Here is an 18,585-nt window from a genome sequence, read left to right on the forward strand (position 1 = left end):
AGCTTGTTGTGCTTTTTTCTGCTCTTCTTGTTGTTTACGAGCCTGTTCATCAGCTAGACGTTTTTGCTCTTCTTGTTGTTTACGAGCCTGTTCATCAGCTAGACGTTTTTGCTCTTCTTGTTGTTTACGAGCCTGTTCATCAGCTAGACGTTTTTGCCCCTCTTGTTGTTTACGAGCTTGTTCATCAGCTAGACGTTTTTGCTCTTCGGCTTGGCGTTTTTCATCCTCTTGCTTACGAGCTTGTTCTTCGGCTTGACGCTTCTCATCTTCTTGTTTTTGAGTTTTTTCGTCCGCTTCTTTCTTTTCTAGTTCTTTTTTCTGCTCGTTCTCTTTTTGTTCTGCATTGTTAGAAGCAACTTTTTTACTAGTTGCTGTCGTCTTTTCAGAAGAAGGAGCTGAAATACTTAATAATGCAACAAAAATGACAAATAAAATAGCAGTGATAATAAATTGTTTTTTTGCTACACCTGTCTTTTTAATTACAGATAAGATTGCTAGCACAAGGAAGAAAACAAATAAAACAAAACTTAAAATAGAAAAGAATTCAACAATTGGATTATTAGAAGTCTCAGCACTAGTTATTATTAATACAATCGAAATCATAAAAAGAATAACGGCAGGACGACCATATTGTGTTGCTTTTCCATTTTTCTTAAAGAATGAAATGATACATAAAATTAAAAGAATAAAAGCAATAAAAAATAAAGCTGCACCAATATTACTCAAAATCGCCATTTTTATACCTCCATTTGTAAGATTTTCACTATTGATTATATAGGAACTTATTGGTAATTACACGTTTTATATAAATTTAGAAAATTAGTATTTTTAATAGACTTATAAACATTTATTTTGTATATGAGGAAAAATAGATGTATTTCCTATTACATTTTTAAAGAGAATTCATAAAGTATAATATATCGATTGAAAGGAGGGGGTTTAAATGGAATTTCAATTATTGGTAACTTGTATATTACAAGAAGGTAATGCTTTCTTTTTAGTAACGAAAGTAGACGATGTTATTACGTTAAAAGTACCGATTACTGCGGGAGTAGCAGGTTTGTTCTTAGCTTTAGGTGTACCAAGATGTTCGTAATTTAAATCTCTACAGTAGAAAGAGGAGGACAAGCCTCTTTCTACTAGTACATAATAATTTTATGTAAACTGAAATTATGTTTTATTAATAGCACATTTAAAATGGACATGCATATACTATAATGTTTTTTAAGTTATGAAAATTAAAGAGGTGCTATTATATATGAAAAGAAGAACATTTGATATTCCAGTTACATTGCGAAGAGAGTGGTTTTTAATAGAATTAGCCCATTTAACGAAAAAATATGGAATTGAAATTGCAACTAGTAAAATGGAAGCTGCACCGTTTTTAAGAGATCAAGTTACGGAATCGAAAATAGGGTCAGGGCTCCAATATGATAAATATGATGATGAGTATATCATTGATTTATAAGAAAGAAGCTGCGTATAAAAGGTTATGGTATAAACCTTTTATACGCAGCTTTTTAGTTAGAAATATGTTGAGAAATTTTTAATGAGTTTAATAGGAAAAGGAATGAATACATGTTGAGAGAATAACGTTTCATAAGAAAGGACAGTTACTATTTTTTACCTAAAAAATAAGTAAGAAATAACTAGAGTAAAAATAGTACGTCCTTTCAAAAAAGGGGGAATGTTAATGAGGATTTTGAAAAGGTGTATGTTATTACTTCTCGCATTTTTTATTATGACTCCGATGGCAGTTAGTACGAAGGTAGAGGCAGAGGAAGTAAAAGAAATTAAAACGGGATTTCCAGATAAAGAAGTAGCTACACCTGGAGAATGGTTTTTAGGTCAAAAACCTGCAAATTATGATGAGAATAAACCTCCAATTCTTTTTGTACAAGGAAGGAATGGGAATGCCGATAGTTGGTATGGAAAGACAGTGTATCACGATATAAATGATATGTATGACTATGCTTTGAAAGCGGGCTATCAAACAGTATTTATACAATTATATGATGCTGCTGGAAAAGGATCAGCTAGTCAGTGGGACAACGGAAAATTATTAGCACAAAAATTAGAAGAAATATATAATCATTTCGGTAAAAAAGTTAATATTGTAGCACATAGTAAAGGTGGTATTGATACACAGGCTGCGTTAGTAGGATATGGTGCAAATCGGTTTGTCGGAAATGTTATTACGCTTGCGACGCCACATCATGGATCAAACTTGGCGGATTTATCATATAGTTGGTGGGCAGGATGGCTTGCTTCTATATTAGGTCAAAAAGATGATGGTACGTACTCATTACAAATGGGGGAAATGGCGAAATTTCGTTCAACGATTGATAATAATCCAGCAGCTAAATTAAACCGTTACTATACGGCTACCGGGACTAGCTGGGGACCAGTATTTTCTGCTTTATCTATGGGCGGGTTCTATTTGTCATCATACGGTTCAAATGATGGATTAGTAAATGAGTGGAGTGCTAAGTTACCGTATGGAACGCATTTATTTACAGATTCCAGATTTGATCATGATAATATACGAAAAGGATCAGCTGTTTTCGCGCGAATTGAACCATATTTACGGACAGCAAATGTAGCCGTACCAGCTTTAGTAGCATCCAGCACTAGTTCAAATGAAAATATAGAACAATTAAATACAACTTCAAATCAAAATATTTTAGGCGGAGAATTGCCACAAAATCAGTGGATAGAGCAAACTGTTGCGGTTGATAAAAAAGCTGAAGGAATCGTTTCTATATTAACGGCTTCTTCTGATGTAGAAGTACAAATGATATCTCCAAAAGGAAAAATGTATACAAATAAAGATAGCGTTATAACTGCTGGTGAAGGTGAATCTTTCTTTAATGGTGCGACAATTAGAACATTTAAATTTGATAAAATGGATGTAGGAGAATGGAAAGTTAAAATGATGGCGAAGCAGTCGAAAGATGCATATTTAATTGTAAGCGATTACGATAGTGGTGCGCCATTTGTTCTCCAAATGCCTACAAAAGTTAAAGTGAATAAATCTGAGTATAAACTGAAAAAATCACCTGTGGCGCCTGAAATGAAAGGGGATCTTTCCATAACAGTAAGAGTAGTTAATAAAGAAGGAAAGCTAGTCTCTGAATATAATGAATTACAAAATGTTAATAATACTACATTTACTGGTGCTTTAAAGGACATAAAGCAACCAGGAGTATACAACGTTACGATGGATATAAAAGGGATGAATAAAGAAGGACAACCATACAATCGTACAATTGTTAAGTCGGTTTATGTGGAGAAGTAAGAAAGAATGAGGGGGGATTAATATAAAAAGTACCGAACTTTTGTAATAGAAGAGTTCGGTACTTTTTTCATGTTATTAGATTAACAGAAAAGCATAATGGGAATCAAAAGAACAGTATTCAATAAAAAAAAGATGCTGAAATAGCATCTGAATGTGAAGATGATTATTAACTTAGTTTTATAACTGTTAATTCAACTGAATTGATACCATTATCACAAGTTGCAATACTTTGACGATTAAAACCACTATTATTTTTCAGTTGAAGAGTTGAATTAGCGGTAACTGTAACGATCGTTTCGCCTGCAAGTTGTAGGCATTCGTTATTGGATGAAGTATTCATTTGAAAAGCAAAGTCACCTTGACTATTAGCAAGTGGATTGTCATTTAGAAATATAGTCATGACTGGAATATGTGGAAACACAGGATTTACAGTAGTGTTAATCGTTGAAATGAAAGAAACTCTATAATCACCCGCTTGACTAAATTGTATCGTAGTAGGATTTAGTAAGGAAACTCCTCCTGCTATAGGGCCAACGTGATTAAATGGAAAAGGATCTCCAAAAGGAACAGTTATAAACTCTGTTTGCCAAAAAGTGCCGTATGCCGGACAGCTTTTTTTACAGGAACTAGAAGAGGAATTGCATGAGCATTTTTTATATGAGCTAGAAGAAGATTTACATGAACATTTTTTATTGGAGTTTGAAGAATGATAGTACGAACCCAATATATTACCTCCTATTATGAATGAAGTGTATACTCATAGTATTTTATGCCTGTCTTATATAAAAGGTGATAGATTTGGAGTATAAAGTGCTAATACGATGAAATATAGTAATAGAATAGAAGCTGTAACCATTTTTGAAGAAAAAAAGTTAATGATTTGATAAAAATACAAGTGGAATATATTGGGGGATTGAAGTGGAGCGGGAACGCATATTTTACTTACACATGTAAAAATAAAACCAGTAGTCTCAGTTGCAATGATGTGATCGTTTAAGCGAATGTCTGTCTTTTAAAATGTTTGTATATTAGAGTTTATGGTTGTTTGCCTTTATCCCGCTTTAATGGGTAGTAAGACCCCCACCTCAAAATGCAGCGAAAGCAAAGAAGTTAGGTGGGGGTCGGGCTGCCCATAAAAGTCCGATTGGTGAGGGCTGATTAAAGTTTCACTTTATTTACGTAGTGGGGCAGGAAGAAGACGAAAAGTATCGAATGAATGTACATATGTAGCATTGTTTGCTTTTGGTGTGAATAGTAGTAAAAGATACGTTGAAATATTTTAAACGGTAACAAAAGAGCGATTAAATAATAGAGGGAGCAACTTACATGGAAAATATATTAAAGGTATCTTCAAAATCAAAACCAAATTCAGTGGCAGGTGCAATTGCAGGTGTACTAAGAACAAGTGGTAATGTAGAAATTCAAGCGATTGGGGCAGGTTCTTTAAATCAGGCAATTAAAGCAATTGCGATCGCAAGAGGGTTTGTTGCTCCAAGTGGCATTGACTTAGCTTTTGTTCCAGCGTTTCAAGAGGTTACTATTAATGATCAAGAAAGAACGGCGATTAAACTAATTATTGGTCCTAGAAAGAAAAGGTAACTGCAGTAATTCAGTATTGAAATGATATTTAACATAACAAACAAAAAGTGTCACAAATGCTTGTAAAACAGGCATTTGTGACACTTTTTTTGATTTGTTTAAAATGAACAACCCTAAAACTGCTCATTCTTCTCCCAAGATTCAACGGGATAGTATGAAACACAAGGCCCAGACAAAGTTTAACTACAATCTTTATCTGGGTTTTGTCTATGTATTTGATATTATAGAGGGTGAAAATGCTATTAGAGAAAAAAGTCAATTTCTAATGTTAATAACTTATACTACCAACTGTATAATCATTACTGTAATCTATACTTGCAGAAACCTTCTTCTGTTTGTCACCAGATATATAGCCAGATACCTCAAGCCTACTACGAGAGATATCTGTAGAAAATTCTACTTTTGTCACGGTCATATCCCAATTTTTCTCCTTTTTAAAATAATCGATAGCGGCTTGTGATGCTTTTTCTTTCATTTCATTTTGTTCTTTTTAACTATAAGGGTGGGTAGCCTTATAGATTTGATATATAGTGCACGAACCTAAACCTAAAACAACCAATAATGTTATTAAAAGGATTTTTTTCATTTCTTACCACCTCTATTGATATTATAATAGATGTAACAACAGTTAGAAAATATGGAATGTTATGGCAAATGAGATTTCAGATCAAGCATATCGAGAATTAGCCAATGGAGCATATAAAAGTGATGAAAGGAAAGAAATTAATAATAAAAGAGGAAGTGAAGTGTGGGAACCAATACACCCTAAAGGAGCAAAACTCCATGATAAGGAAACTGGTTTTGATGCGACAGTATATCAAAATACAGTGACTGGTGATATTGTTGTTGCTTATTGAGGAACGGAAGGGGGAGAATCATTAGATAGATCAGTACCTGATTTTATAACTGATGCAAGATATATTTTGATGGGGCAGAATCCCATACAAGATGGAGAGAAAATAGATCCGTATGATAAAAGTCAAGTAATAGCGGCTAACCAGTTTACACAATCAGTATCACTTTTAGAAATAGTAAAAAAGGAATATCCTAATCAGAAGATTTCAACTACATGTCATTCTTTAGGTGGAGCCAATGCTCAATTTGCTAGTGCAATATGCAGTGTGCCCGCTGTTACTTACAGTGCTCCTGGTGTTTATGATATGCTTCCAAATGACATACAGAAAAAAGTAGATGCAGGAGAATATAAAGGACAAATAATTAATTATATTAACCCGAAAGATACAATTTCTGGTGGAGGTCTTAGAGAAGATAAAACACATATTGGTGATACCTATATGGTAAACTCTGATTTTAAAACAGCAAATAATGACTACGGGATGCATCAAATTGATAGGTTTTTAGATTCAATAGGAGCAAAGGATTTTCACGGGATAAAGAATTACCACGTCGATGCGTTTGGAAATATAGATAATTCTATGTTAGTAGATGCTAATACAGGTGAAAAAATATATAGATCACCTAGATTTTCAATTGGAGGTGCTGGAGAAGTTAGGGTACTTATGGAATACTTAGAGGAATCGGCAAAAAAAATGCAACAAAGTGCGGAAGAATTTCAAAATCAGATACCACGAGTAGTTTCAGAAGTAATGCAGCAGATGAAAAAATTGTTAATTTTCATTTAGCATAGTCTCTAATTTATCTAATTCAATAAGTAGAGGGTCGTCAAAACTTTTTACGAGACCGGTATCAGTATAGGCTCTCACCGCACCTTTAATTCGACGAGATTCTAATCCGTCATTAGTATAATTGTTATTTTGCAGATAATTAGCTAAAAGATTTAATCGTTTTAGTAAATCTTCATAGAATGGATCTTCTTTTTCTTTTTGTTTATTTTTTGTAATTTCAATTACTATCTCGATTTGACTTAATAGTACATTTGCATTTTTAGACATATATATATTTTCCTTCTATTTACCTGGAATTTCTCTAACTTCTTTGATCCATTCTGATGGATATCCGAATGGTAATAATACTTGATCTTCATCACCTTTAAATATTGTTCCAGACCTAGTTGTTTGTTTTTCAGCTCGTCCTATTTGTAATATTGTACCATCCGGGGCTTGTATTACCGCTTCATATTGTCGAGTGTTTTTCCATTCAGGTAATAACGCTAAATCTATTTTTGTTTGAATTTTGTTCGGCGCAGGAACTGTAGTAACAAATGTTCTGTTTGGTTTAGCTTGTCCACCATATGCTCGGTAAAAATTGATATCTTCTGTTGTTTTTACTGTTTTATAATTACCATTTTTAAATGTTGCACCAAGAGTTCCAGGTAGGTTTTGTTTTTCAACCGCTATTACTTTATCTTCAATACGAGTGGAGTATTGTGTAGTATTTCTTAGCTTTTCAGCTTTTTTAACAGTATTAACAGCTTCAACTGCATTTGCAGTCATTTTTCCCCCTTTTCCAACTGGTGTAAGACCAGCTACAGCCATTCCTCCAGCAAAAATTCTTTCCCAAGTAGAAAGTTTTTCGCCAGTAGAGGGATCAATACCGTTCCAAGCGCGTCGGATATACGTATTCATTTCGCTGATAATTCTCTAAGGAAAATGGATATAAAACGTAAAATATCAATCTTAAGTAATAATTTCAAAGGGGAAATAGATAGTGGGAAGAGTATGGGAAAATAAATAAAGGCGACTTCATGTAGAAGTCAGCCAATTAAATTATTACAATTCTTTATTTTTTTCTTTTTTAAATTCTTTTTGTTTGTCGAGCCAAATATGAATTAAATTTACTAATTCAATCGTTTCTATCTCGCAAAATGCACCTTTATCATCTTCGGCCAAATTGTCTAGAACGGTAGTTGTATCTTTTCGAATTTCTAAACCACAAATATTGCCGTTTACTTCCCCGTAATCCTTTTCTCCGTTTAAAACACTATGTATTTCTTCTAAAATCCAATCTCCAAAAGCGGAAACTTCAACATATACAAAGGTTCCGACAAGTTCAATTTCCTTTGGTAATCTCATGATTAATACGTCATTATCAAGCACTTCAAAACTATATTCATATTTCATTTCTAATATACTCCCTTAAATTTATTGAAAATAGAGTTTATTCTTTTGGAAAAGCAGAGATAATTTTCCCATTGCTATCTATATACATGGTTATCTCTATACCATCTGAACCTACTCCTTTGTATGTATTACCGATTATATGCCTTTTAGTATTGTATGCTTCATTGACATTATCTACAATCTTTTGTGAGCTCCATTCTTTAGGGAAAAATGTGGAGAACCCTCCATTTGTAGTCTTAGGAGTTCCATTTACTTCTATTTTAGCTTTATAGATGCCCTGATCATTTACTATTTCTTCTGTTCCTCTAATAATTTTCCCAGGTGTATTTTCTAATGCTTCAGAATGATAACCAACTGCCTTACCACTTCTATTTATTTCACCTTCTAGGATATGTTTAAGGCCATTTGGTTTGAAGTTTTCTGTTCCTTGTAGACTAGAAATGGCTTCCTGATTAGAAAGTGGTGGCGTATGATTTTCTTCAAAAGAATTACTCTTTCCAGGACTCCCTTCACCTTTAGCAAACTGATAAGTTGATAGTTTTTCTTCGGCTTGTCTAAAAGTAGTATTGTCAAATACAGATTTGATACCATTACTACCCGCAAAAGCAAAGTTGTCACCTTTATTAAATAATTGACCAGCTTTTGATATACCTTGAGAAAATTTGGCACCTTGCGCTAGTTTTGTAGCTTTACTGACCCCTTTATCTCCAAGAAGACCTAATCCAATTTGTGTTAATGCATACGATCCCCATCTTGCACGGGTTTCTGCATCTCCATTTATCACATCTTTATTAAAAGAATCTGATAAGGCATTCCACATAGCTGGCAAAGCTTCATCTAAATGGGTGACAGTGTAGCCCATGCCTTTCCAAGTTTCCCAGTCACCTAATGCCTTTATACCGTCGATTGTATCTCCAACAGCATCTCCCGCACCATCTACTATACCATCCCAAACTTTTCCTAGGAAAGATTTTTCAGATGCTTTACTAGATGTAGTTTTTTTTTGAGTAGTTATATCTTGATTATCCGTAAAGCGGAATTTTTCAGCAATTCTCTTTAATTCTTCTTCAACATGCACAAGTGCATTAATAGCTGTGAATGCAGATGGTCTTGCATTGTTAAACATTTGAACGAAATTTTGATTCGATGCACCTGTCCATTGAAAACACATGTAATCAATTTGATTGCATAAATTATTATGTATGGATTCTAACGCATGCTTTGTATCATTAGCCCGTTTTGCAACTTGTTCTAGTTCTTCAGGTGTAATTTTTATTTGAACCATTTTCTTCCTCACTCTCCCGATTAAAATTATGAGGCAAGAAGAAAAAAATGTAAATATAGAAAATTCACATTATATTAAGGGGCACTTAAGAGGGGAATTTTAATCATATGAATAAATTCAAAGCGCACTCTACTGAGTCGATTTTGTTGCTACGATATTTTAAATTTACTTTTAGCTAATGCTTTTAATATAGGAAAAAACAGATAAAAAAATAAAATAGGCCTAAGTTATTTAGGTTTGTTTTATTTTGTGGGGGTACCCACGAACCTACCCACAATTCACCCGCAAAATAAAAAAAGTGATGAATCACTATGAAACATCACTTTTATAAAACCTTGATAAATCAACGTTTTTGGTACTCTTTAAAACTTGATGAATTCAGAGGATATATTCCGCACGCAAATTCAACAATGGGAACGGTAATAGCTATTTATCAAAATGATTATAATTTAAGATTTATCGTAGAAATTTATGTTAAAAGAATTGTTTTAAATTAGAATTCAAGCTAATACAGTTTAAATAAAAGGTTATTATTTGCTCACATTTTGCTCACAAATAATATAAAAATATGTGAAAAAATACGAAATCCCCTTTTGAAGTAGAATATAATATAACAAATGAAAAGCGTCGCAAATGCTTGTATAACAGACACTTGTGACGCTTTTATAGTTTTATTTAATAAAAATAAACAACCTTAAAACTGCTCATTCTTCTCCCAAGATTCCACAATATAATGTGCAATCGTTGGATTGAATCCTTTCCCAACTAAAAACATAATCGCCGCAACTTCTGTTAAAGCGTGTTTGTGCGATGTATGTTTTGCTTCATTTAAACCGTAATCTACCCAAGGTTTTACGAAATCTAGTACAGGTTTCTTTAAAGGTAAAAACTGTGTACCGACAACTTGTTGAATTTGTTGTTGTGTTGGTTCTGTAATTGGTCCAGGCGGTAAGATTTGAGGCTGTGTGATATCAAATGTTGGTCCTGGTGGTAAGATTTGCGGTTGTGTAATATCAAGTGTTGGTCCCGGTGGTAAAATTTGTGGTTGTGTCGGATCAATTGTTTGTGGTGCCGGTGGTGAAACACGCGCGCCATAGTTTGGTTGATGCATTTGCGGCTGGTATTGCGGGTGTTGCGGCTGAGTTGCGTATGGATTTTGTTGAAATTGTTGTTCTTGATTTTGTGGTGTTGCATATGGATTTTGTTGATATTGTTGTTCTTGATTTTGTGGTGTTGCATATGGATTTTGTTGAAATTGTTGCTCTTGATTTTGTGGTGCTACATATGGATTTTGCTGATACTGTTGTTCTTGATTTTGCGGTGCTGCATATGGGTTTTGAGGGTAATCATAATTTGGACGTGCGTCGTATGCGTTTTGATCATATTGTTGCTCTTGATTTTGCGGTGTTTCGTATGGATTTTGTTGAAATTGTTGTTCTTGTTCCCCATATTCCTCATATTGATCTTCATACCGTTGGTCCTGTTGCTGAGGGTAAAATGGTTGTTGTGGATAAGGCGGTTGATTATTATAGAACATATTTATTCCTCCTTCATGATGATGCTTACCACTCAGTGTATGGGCGGACAAGAAAATATGTGATGAAAAAATGCGGGCGTGTTACAATAAGTAACTGGGTGAAGATAAAATGACAAAACAAGAAAAGATTCAAAAAACAATTACTTTTGTAAAACATATTTTAGAAAAAGATGCGAGTGGGCATGATTGGTATCATATTGAACGCGTACATAAACTGGCGATTTCTTTATCCGAGCAAGAAGGAGGAAATCGTTTTATAATTGAAATGGCAGCATTACTTCATGATGTGGCAGATGAGAAGTTAAATGAAAGTGAAGAAGCAGGAATGAAAAAAGTTTCTGATTGGTTAGAAGAATTACATGTGGAAGAAGAGGAAAGTAAACATGTTCTTCATATCATTGCCAATATGTCTTATAAAGGTGGTCATGGCGGTAAAGTGGAGTCACTTGAAGGGAAGCTTGTTCAAGATGCGGATCGCTTAGACGCACTTGGAGCAATTGGAATAGCTCGCACATTTGCGTATGGTGGAGCGAAAGGGAGATTAATGTACGATCCAACTATTCCTCCGCGTGAAGTGATGACGAAAGATGAATATAGAAAAAATAACGATCCATCTTTAAATCATTTTTATGAAAAACTTTTGAAACTAAAAGACTTAATGAACACGAACGCAGCAAAACAAGAGGCTGAAGTTCGACATCGTTATATGGAACAGTTTATTGAACAATTTATGAAAGAGTGGAATGCACAAATATGAAAATGTTAACTGTGGAAAACTTATCGAAATCATACGGAGAAAAACCGTTATTTGATGGATTATCATGTAGTATTACAGAAGGACAACGTGTCGGAATTATTGGTGTAAACGGTACTGGTAAATCGACATTATTAAAAATTATTGCAGGGTTAGAAACTCCTGATACAGGTGATATGACGCATTCACGTGGGTATACAATTAGTTATTTATCACAGCAACCAGAGTTTGATGAAAAACTAACAGTATTAGAGCAAGTGTTCCATGGTGATACACCTTTAATTCGTCTTCTTCGTGATTATGAACAATCGTTATTAAATATCGAAAAAGATCCAAGTAATGAAAAAGTACAGGAACAATTATTTGCAGTGCAGCAACGTATGGATGCGATGAGTGCATGGGAAGCAAATGCGAATGCAAAATCGTTATTAACGAAATTAGGAATTACTGATTTCACAGCAACTGTTGGAAACCTATCTGGTGGACAAAAAAAGCGTATTGCGATGGCGCAATGTTTTATTGAAACACCTGATTTATTAATTTTGGATGAGCCTACGAATCATCTTGACCATGAGACAGTGGAATGGTTGGAAGAATATTTAGCAAGATATAATGGTGCCGTATTACTTGTAACCCATGATCGTTATTTCTTAGATCGTGTGACGAATCGTATTTTTGAATTAGACAATGGTAAACTATATAGTTACGAAGGAAACTATAGTACATTTTTAGAAGCGAAAGCACTTCGTGAAGAACAAGAAATTGCGCAAGAATCAAAACGTCAAAACTTATACCGTCGCGAACTAGCATGGATTCGACGTGGTGCAAAAGCTCGTTCGACAAAGCAAAAAGCACGTATTCAACGATTTGATGAGTTAAAAGGTCAAGAAGGACCAGCTGCAAAACAGTCAGTTGATATTGCGCTTAGCGGGAGTCGTCTTGGCAAAAAAGTACTTGAGTTAAAAGATGTAACGAAAAAATTCGGTGATAAAACAGTATTACACAACTTTAATCATATAGTGAAGCCGGGCGATCGTATTGGGATTATCGGAGCGAATGGAAGCGGGAAATCTTCTCTTTTAAATATGCTTGCAGGTAAGCTATCTCCTGATAGTGGTGAAGTTGAAGTAGGACAAACTGTAAAAGTTGCTTATTATACGCAAGAAAATGAAGAGATGAATTTAAATCAGCGTATGATTGAATACATTAAAGAGATTGCAGAAGTTATTCATACGACAGATGGAAAAGTAATTGGTGCATCTCAAATGTTAGAACGTTTCTTATTCCCGACGCATTCACATGGTACACCGCTTGGTAAACTATCTGGTGGTGAAAGAAGACGCTTATTTTTATTACGTATTTTAATGGGAGAACCAAACGTACTATTACTGGATGAACCTACGAATGATTTAGATACACAAACATTAACAGTACTGGAAGATTATTTAGAAGATTTCCCAGGTGTCGTTTTAACTGTATCGCATGACCGTTACTTCTTAGATAAAGTAGTAGATGAATTGTTCATCTTTAGTGGTGGAGGCGAAGTGCGTGAATTCCTAGGTAGTTATACGGACTTTTTAGAAATGGAAAAGACGAAAGAACTGATTGAGAAGGCGGAAGTTCAAAAAGAGAAAAAAGTGGTAGAAGAAGCGCCGAAACAACAACGTAAACGTAAACTTTCATACAATGAGCAGCGTGAATGGGAAACAATTGAAGATACAATTGCCGAACTAGAAGAGAAAATTGAGTCAATTGGAGAAGAACTTGCGAAAGTTGGATCTGACTTCACAAAGGCACAAGAATTATCTGAAGCACAGCAGAAAACAGAAGAAGAGCTAGAAAAAACGATGGAAAGATGGAGCGAACTATCAGACATCGTTGAAGGATTAAAATAAAAACAAGCTGCATATATTGAAAAGTAAAGAGAAAAACTTTACACTATTGGTAGAACCTATTTTAGGAGGGAAAAAATGAGAACATCTAATCCAATGTTGAAAAAAGAGGCATTCCGTAAAGAGGGAGCAAGTGCTTCTGCGATGACGATTGGCGGAACAGTAGGCAAAACGTTTATTATGCTTATCTTGCTACTTGCAACGTCTGTCTATTCATACATACAGATGATAGAGGGTACGATGAAAATGCCAGTTTTAATTGGCTCTTTAATCGTTGCGGCAATCATCGCATTTGCGTCTATGTTCTTCCCGCGTATTTCACCTTTTGGTGCACCAATCTATGCGGCGGTAGAAGGGGTTGTATTAGGTAGTATTTCAGCTGTTTATACAATGAAGTTTGGCGATTCTATCGTTTTAAATGCTGTATTACTAACAATCTCAATTCTATTTGCAATGTTAGTGTTATATGCAACGCGCGTAGTAAAGGTAACGGATAAATTCCGTACAGGCGTGATGGCAGCGACACTTGGAATTATGGTTATGTACTTAGTCGTATTTCTACTAAACATGTTTGGTGTAACGGTTCCGTACATTCACCAAGGTGGTACAATCGGCATTATTATTAGTGCAGTTGTAATCGTAGTTGCTGCATTAAACTTATTACTAGATTTCGATTTAATCGAAAATGGTGTACGTAGTCAAGCTCCGAAATATATGGAGTGGTACACTGCAATGGGACTAATGCTTACATTAGTTTGGTTATACTTAGAAATTCTTCGTTTTGTTTCTTACTTTACGAAAAATGACTAATAAAAAAATCCTGCATGAAAAATGCAGGATTTTTTTATTTTCAAAGGTAGAGTGAAATTTTAATCAGTGAGGCTTATACTGCCTGTTAATGCAGGTTAATTTCATAAATGGTATAATATGGTTGTAGGTAACTCGAATTGAAGGGGGATGGAATATGATGAAAGAGAAGAAAGGGATTATGAAAAAACTATTTTCTAAAAGTTTTTTCATAGAACTAGAAGATGCTTTAACGTATCCATCATCAGAAGTTATTACTTCAGCAATAGAGGGATATGCGGCTGAATGCAATGAAAGTCTAAAATTTGAGAGTAAAGTTAAACCGATTACTTTTTACTTAGAAAATGTAATGTACAGCGTTGAAATAAAGATGGCTCGCGGTGGATATTACATATCCTGCAGTGAAGTATAAAGTTCAACTAATAATCAGTGGGGGGACTTCATCCCCCACTGATTATTAGTTGAACCAATCGGACTTTAATGGGCAGCCCGACCCCCACCTAAATTCTTTGCTTTCGCTGAATTTTGAGGTGGGGGTCTTACTGCCCATTAAAGCGGGATAAATTTTGAAACTTTACATGTTTTAAATATGTAAGGTTTCTTTTTTGTTTATATCAGATATAAAAATAATATTTTTACTATAAAAAATATTATTTTACGCTTTTTACCCTTCAAACATTTTTCTTTACAATGAAGAAAAATATATGAGGTGGTATAACTTATGATGAATCGAGTTGTATTAATCGGTAGATTGACAAAGGAGCCAGAATTATACTACACGAAGCAAGGCGTCGCGTATGCACGAGTATGTGTTGCGGTGAATAGAGGTTTTCGAAATAGTTTAGGTGAGCAACAAGTAGATTTTATTAATTGTGTCGTTTGGAGAAAATCGGCTGAGAATGTAACTGAATATTGTAAGAAGGGGTCACTTGTTGGAATTACTGGACGTATTCATACGAGGAATTACGAGGATGATCAAGGAAAGAGAATATATATAACGGAAGTTCTGATTGAGAGCATTACATTTTTGGAGAGAAGGCGGGAGGGGGCACCACAATAAGAGGAGAAGAGTATAAAAAATTAAGAGGGCTTAGTAGTATAGCCCTCTATCACTTTTGATTGATACCTTCCCAAACAACATCTAATTGTTGATTGAGTATATTTTTCGCGTTTATTTCATTAGCATGTAATAGTGAATGGGACATTAATGTATAAAAATAAGTACTCATAATTGTAGAGGTGATAATATGTATATCCCATTTACTGTTTAATTTTCCTGTCTCTTTCGCCTCTGCAATAATGGAAGACAAACCTTCGTGTAGCTGTAGTATACTTTTTAATTCATTTTCTACTAAGAAGTTAGACTTTATAATTTCAAAGACGGCATGCTTCATTAAATCACCATGTCCAGTAAAGCGGTCCAGTAAGTCACCTAGAACAAGTTTGATTCTTTCTTTTGGATGTTCCACATTTTCATATGCTTTTAAACTGTCATTCCATAGCTCAATTTGAGAATCCCCTAAAAATAATAATATGTTTTCTTTTTTCGGAAAGTAGTTGAAGAAAGTTCCTTTTGCAATCCCGCATGCAGTAGTAATATCTTGAACCGTTACATTTTCGTACCCGCGTTCTTGGAAGAGTTGTACTGCTTTTAGGAATATAAGTTCTTTTAATTCTTTTTTTCTCGTTTCTCTAAGCATTTTATCTACTCCTAACACAAACAATTATATCTATTTAATAGATAATCTCAAATAAAATCTTACTTCATAATTAAGTTAATTGTTTTATAAAGTTTCATACAATTGAAAGAAGGATAGAGAGAATTCCGTTCAGGCTTTTCGTTGGAGTTTATCATAAATGAAAACTGTATAGTTCATGTGCTTGTCTATCAGAAACCCATTTTGGAACATGTTTCATTATTTGGTTTCTTATTATAATTAAAGGCTTACTTTCTATTTGCGCCATTTTTCCAACTTTCCAAGCAGTATTTGAGATGTTTTCAATTCTATCTCGTCTTTTTTGTTCGTATTCTATGAATGCTTGACGATAATGGGCATTATTCTTAATACATTCAGCCAAAATAATCGCATCTTCAATTGCCTGACAAGCTCCTTGACCTAAATTAGGAGTAAGTGCATGAGCTGCATCCCCAATAAATACGATGCGCTTTTCAAAAAACTGTTTCATTGGTGTAATGTCCACAATGTCACGATGAATCTTAGTAACGTCCGATGCATTATTTAAAATAGTTGGGATGGGGTTGTGGTAAGTTTTGAAATGATGATATAAATCTGCTGTTGTGTAAGCTTTGTATTTTGGATCTCTAGCTTTAGCGTTTATGAGCGCATACCAGTATACTTCGTTGTTAGGAAGAGGGACGATACCAAATCTACCGTTTGTTCCCCAAGTTTCAATAAAATCGTTTGTTAAAGAAAGGTTATTAGTAGGAGTTACGCCGCGCCAACACGTATATCCTGCATAACGGTAATTATCGTTTTGTGTTACTTGTTTTCGAACGACAGAATGAATACCATCAGCAGCAATCAGTATATTACCGACTGCTTCACTACCATCTTGAAATACTATTTTTAAGGCGTCTTCTTCATTTTGTTCTATTTTTAAACATTCTTTTCCCCATTCGACAGTATCTTTTTGTAGTTCAGAAAGTAGTAATTGATGTAAATCTTTTCTATGAATAGAGTACATTTTTGGATAACAAGCTGGAATAATCAATTTATTGAAAATGGTTCCTTTTTCGGATACAAGCTTAAAGCCGTCACTTTCGTTGCCGAATTTTTTAATTCTGTCAGAAATTCCGTATGGTTCAAGTGCTTGCATTGCATTTGGAGCAATGATAATACCTGCACCAGCAACAGTAGGTTCAGTATTTTTGTCATATACTTTTACTTCTATTCCTATTTTTTGTAAGGAAATTGCTGCACATAGTCCAGCAATACCGCCACCAATAATTATGACATTATTCATTTGTTATCACTCCACCTTTGAATGACTTCGATCATAAAATGACTATGGTCATTTTATGAATTAAGGTTAATCCCTTTTTATGTAATTGTCAATTATACTTTTAACTATAGTTATGGAACGATTAGGTGAAAATAGAATGAATGGAACTTCTAAGAAATGTAGAAAAGGAATTAGCAAAATTAAGCGTCCGAGTAGGAGTCTAGAGTGATAACGTGTTACAATACAGCTAAGAACATGCAATAAAGGAGAGTTTTTTACGTGAAGATTAAAGCAATTGAACCGACGCCAAGTCCAAATACAATGAAAGTTATTTTGAATGAAGTATTACCATCAGGAGCACGTAATAATTATACAAATGAAAATAAAGAACAAGCACCAATGCAAGTGCAAGAAATTTTGAAAATTGAAGGCATTAAAGGTGTATATCATGTAGCCGACTTTTTAGCAGTGGAGCGAAATGCGAAGTTTGACTGGAAAGTTTTATTACAACAAGTTCGTGCTGTTTTCGGTGAAGAGGTAGTAGAAGAAAGTGAAGAACAACAACTTGCTCATTTTGGGGAAGTGAAAGTGTTTGTTCAAATGTTCTTTACAATTCCAATGCAAGTAAAGTTAACAGATGGAACAACAGAAGAACGTGTTGGCTTACCAGATCGTTTTAAAGAATCAATTATGAAAGTTCAAATGTCTGCACCAAACGTCGTAAAAGAACGTAAATGGGTGGAACAAAGTACACGTTACGGTAATTTTGAAGAAATCGGGAAAGAAGTAGTGGAAGAGATTGTTGCTGCTTATTCAGAGGAACGTGTAAATGAAACGGTTAAAGAATTATTAAACCAGGCAGGTGCTGTTGAAGTAACGATTCAAAAGCGTGAGCCATATAAAGTAACAGAAGAGATGATGAAAGATGCTGACTGGAAAAACCGTTTTGCAGCATTAGAACAAATGGATCCTACTGAAGAAGATATGGCAGTGTTGAAGATGGCGTTAGATGATGAAAAAGTTTCGATCCGCCGTTTAGCAACAGCGTATTTAGGTATGGTAAAAGGTGATGGAGTATTACCGTTATTATATAAAGCGTTATTAGATCGTTCAGTAAGTGTTCGCCGTACAGCGGGCGATTGCTTATCAGATGTAGGTGATCCAGCAGCGATGTTCGTTATGATTAAATCTCTGAAAGATTCAAGTAAATTAGTACGCTGGCGTGCAGCGATGTTCTTATTTGAACTTGGAGATGAAAGTGCGATTCCTGCATTAAAAGCAGCGCAAGATGATCCAGAGTTTGAAGTGGCGATGCAAGCGCGTCTAGCATTAGAGCGTATTGAAGGCGGAGAAGAAGCAAAAGGTTCTGTATGGAAACAAATGACGGAGTCTCGTAAAGGGGAATAAT

General features: G+C 34.6%; 19 protein-coding genes and 2 pseudogenes. 11 read left to right on the forward strand and 10 right to left on the reverse strand.

All coding sequences use genetic code 11. The features are described 5' to 3' along the window. On the reverse strand, window positions 1–735 hold a 735-nt coding region (locus MR113_RS16030), incomplete at its 3' end, for a calcium-binding protein (RefSeq protein ID WP_242255457.1). A gap of 208 nt (window positions 736–943) precedes the next feature. Here MR113_RS16030 and exsG point away from each other — a divergent pair. The 3 genes from exsG (at window position 944) to MR113_RS16045 (ending at window position 3,298) form a co-directional block, all read left to right on the forward strand. Beyond that, a complete protein-coding gene (exsG, locus tag MR113_RS16035; RefSeq protein WP_000395678.1) occupies window positions 944–1,096 on the forward strand; it encodes an exosporium protein ExsG in 153 nt (50 codons plus the stop codon). Between the two features lie 162 nt (window positions 1,097–1,258). Then, on the forward strand, window positions 1,259–1,468 hold the full coding sequence (locus MR113_RS16040; RefSeq protein WP_046959276.1) for a hypothetical protein: 210 nt from the start codon (window positions 1,259–1,261) through the stop codon (window positions 1,466–1,468). Between the two features lie 246 nt (window positions 1,469–1,714). Continuing rightward, window positions 1,715–3,298: an esterase/lipase family protein gene (locus MR113_RS16045; protein ID WP_396022469.1), complete on the forward strand. Its 1,584-nt coding sequence runs from the start codon at window positions 1,715–1,717 to the stop codon at window positions 3,296–3,298. Between the two features lie 166 nt (window positions 3,299–3,464). On the opposite strand, the gene MR113_RS16050 is transcribed toward MR113_RS16045, so the two are convergent. Beyond that, on the reverse strand, window positions 3,465–4,022 hold the full coding sequence (locus tag MR113_RS16050) for a hypothetical protein (protein WP_061678592.1): 558 nt from the start codon (window positions 4,020–4,022) through the stop codon (window positions 3,465–3,467). 602 nt (window positions 4,023–4,624) lie between these two features. Here MR113_RS16050 and spoVS point away from each other — a divergent pair. Beyond that, window positions 4,625–4,897 (forward strand): stage V sporulation protein SpoVS, encoded by a 273-nt coding sequence (spoVS, locus tag MR113_RS16055; protein WP_061678591.1) that lies wholly within the window; start codon window positions 4,625–4,627, stop codon window positions 4,895–4,897. 268 nt (window positions 4,898–5,165) lie between these two features. On the opposite strand, the gene MR113_RS16060 is transcribed toward spoVS, so the two are convergent. Continuing rightward, on the reverse strand, window positions 5,166–5,372 hold the full coding sequence (locus tag MR113_RS16060) for a hypothetical protein (protein WP_242255460.1): 207 nt from the start codon (window positions 5,370–5,372) through the stop codon (window positions 5,166–5,168). Between the two features lie 172 nt (window positions 5,373–5,544). On the opposite strand from MR113_RS16060, the pseudogene MR113_RS16070 reads away from it, so the two are divergent. After that, window positions 5,545–6,516 (forward strand): annotated as a pseudogene (locus tag MR113_RS16070) (Tle-like phospholipase domain-containing protein); the annotation flags it as partial. A gap of 9 nt (window positions 6,517–6,525) precedes the next feature. Here the strand turns inward: MR113_RS16070 and MR113_RS16075 are convergent. From MR113_RS16075 to MR113_RS16095, 5 genes and pseudogenes are all read right to left on the reverse strand, one after another. Further along, window positions 6,526–6,810: a hypothetical protein gene (locus MR113_RS16075; protein ID WP_242255463.1), complete on the reverse strand. Its 285-nt coding sequence runs from the start codon at window positions 6,808–6,810 to the stop codon at window positions 6,526–6,528. A gap of 15 nt (window positions 6,811–6,825) precedes the next feature. After that, window positions 6,826–7,431, reverse strand: a pseudogene (locus MR113_RS16080) (pre-toxin TG domain-containing protein); the annotation flags it as partial. Window positions 7,432–7,587: 156 nt separating this feature from the next. Next, entirely contained in the window at window positions 7,588–7,938 is a 351-nt protein-coding gene (locus tag MR113_RS16085) for a hypothetical protein (RefSeq protein ID WP_000873112.1), read from the reverse strand. Between the two features lie 37 nt (window positions 7,939–7,975). Beyond that, window positions 7,976–9,223 (reverse strand): WXG100 family type VII secretion target, encoded by a 1,248-nt coding sequence (locus MR113_RS16090; RefSeq protein WP_242255464.1) that lies wholly within the window; start codon window positions 9,221–9,223, stop codon window positions 7,976–7,978. Window positions 9,224–9,917: 694 nt separating this feature from the next. Beyond that, on the reverse strand, window positions 9,918–10,760 hold the full coding sequence (locus tag MR113_RS16095) for a hypothetical protein (RefSeq protein WP_242255465.1): 843 nt from the start codon (window positions 10,758–10,760) through the stop codon (window positions 9,918–9,920). 109 nt (window positions 10,761–10,869) lie between these two features. Between MR113_RS16095 and MR113_RS16100 the strand changes: the two genes are divergently transcribed. The 5 genes from MR113_RS16100 to MR113_RS16120 all read left to right on the forward strand — a co-directional run bounded on the left by MR113_RS16100 (window position 10,870) and on the right by MR113_RS16120 (window position 15,273). Further along, window positions 10,870–11,517, forward strand: a complete 648-nt coding sequence (locus MR113_RS16100; RefSeq protein ID WP_087980942.1) for an HD domain-containing protein — start codon at window positions 10,870–10,872, stop codon at window positions 11,515–11,517. Next, window positions 11,514–13,409, forward strand: a complete 1,896-nt coding sequence (locus MR113_RS16105; RefSeq protein ID WP_061679547.1) for an ABC-F family ATP-binding cassette domain-containing protein — start codon at window positions 11,514–11,516, stop codon at window positions 13,407–13,409. Before MR113_RS16100 ends, MR113_RS16105 begins: the two co-directional genes overlap by 4 nt. A 75-nt stretch (window positions 13,410–13,484) precedes the next feature. Next, the gene (locus tag MR113_RS16110) at window positions 13,485–14,216 is read left to right on the forward strand and encodes a Bax inhibitor-1/YccA family protein (RefSeq protein WP_063262724.1); all 732 of its coding nucleotides are present in this window, start codon (window positions 13,485–13,487) and stop codon (window positions 14,214–14,216) included. A gap of 154 nt (window positions 14,217–14,370) precedes the next feature. Beyond that, on the forward strand, window positions 14,371–14,625 hold the full coding sequence (locus MR113_RS16115) for a DUF4318 domain-containing protein (protein WP_073518521.1): 255 nt from the start codon (window positions 14,371–14,373) through the stop codon (window positions 14,623–14,625). 309 nt (window positions 14,626–14,934) lie between these two features. After that, window positions 14,935–15,273, forward strand: coding sequence for a single-stranded DNA-binding protein (locus MR113_RS16120; RefSeq protein ID WP_242255466.1), 339 nt, complete (start codon window positions 14,935–14,937; stop codon window positions 15,271–15,273). Between the two features lie 49 nt (window positions 15,274–15,322). On the opposite strand, the gene MR113_RS16125 is transcribed toward MR113_RS16120, so the two are convergent. After that, the gene (locus MR113_RS16125) at window positions 15,323–15,913 is read right to left on the reverse strand and encodes a TetR/AcrR family transcriptional regulator (protein ID WP_242255467.1); all 591 of its coding nucleotides are present in this window, start codon (window positions 15,911–15,913) and stop codon (window positions 15,323–15,325) included. A gap of 151 nt (window positions 15,914–16,064) precedes the next feature. Continuing rightward, window positions 16,065–17,198 carry an FAD-dependent monooxygenase gene (locus MR113_RS16130; RefSeq protein WP_242255469.1) on the reverse strand — a complete coding sequence of 378 codons (1,134 nt, stop codon included), beginning with the start codon at window positions 17,196–17,198 and terminating at the stop codon, window positions 16,065–16,067. A 258-nt stretch (window positions 17,199–17,456) separates the two neighbouring features. On the opposite strand from MR113_RS16130, the gene MR113_RS16135 reads away from it, so the two are divergent. Next, entirely contained in the window at window positions 17,457–18,584 is a 1,128-nt protein-coding gene (locus tag MR113_RS16135; protein WP_242255470.1) for a conserved virulence factor C family protein, read from the forward strand. Window position 18,585: the final 1 nt, after the last annotated feature.

This window comes from Bacillus cereus group sp. BfR-BA-01379, from assembly GCF_022663605.1.
In the GTDB taxonomy this organism is placed as follows: domain Bacteria; phylum Bacillota; class Bacilli; order Bacillales; family Bacillaceae_G; genus Bacillus_A; species Bacillus_A mobilis.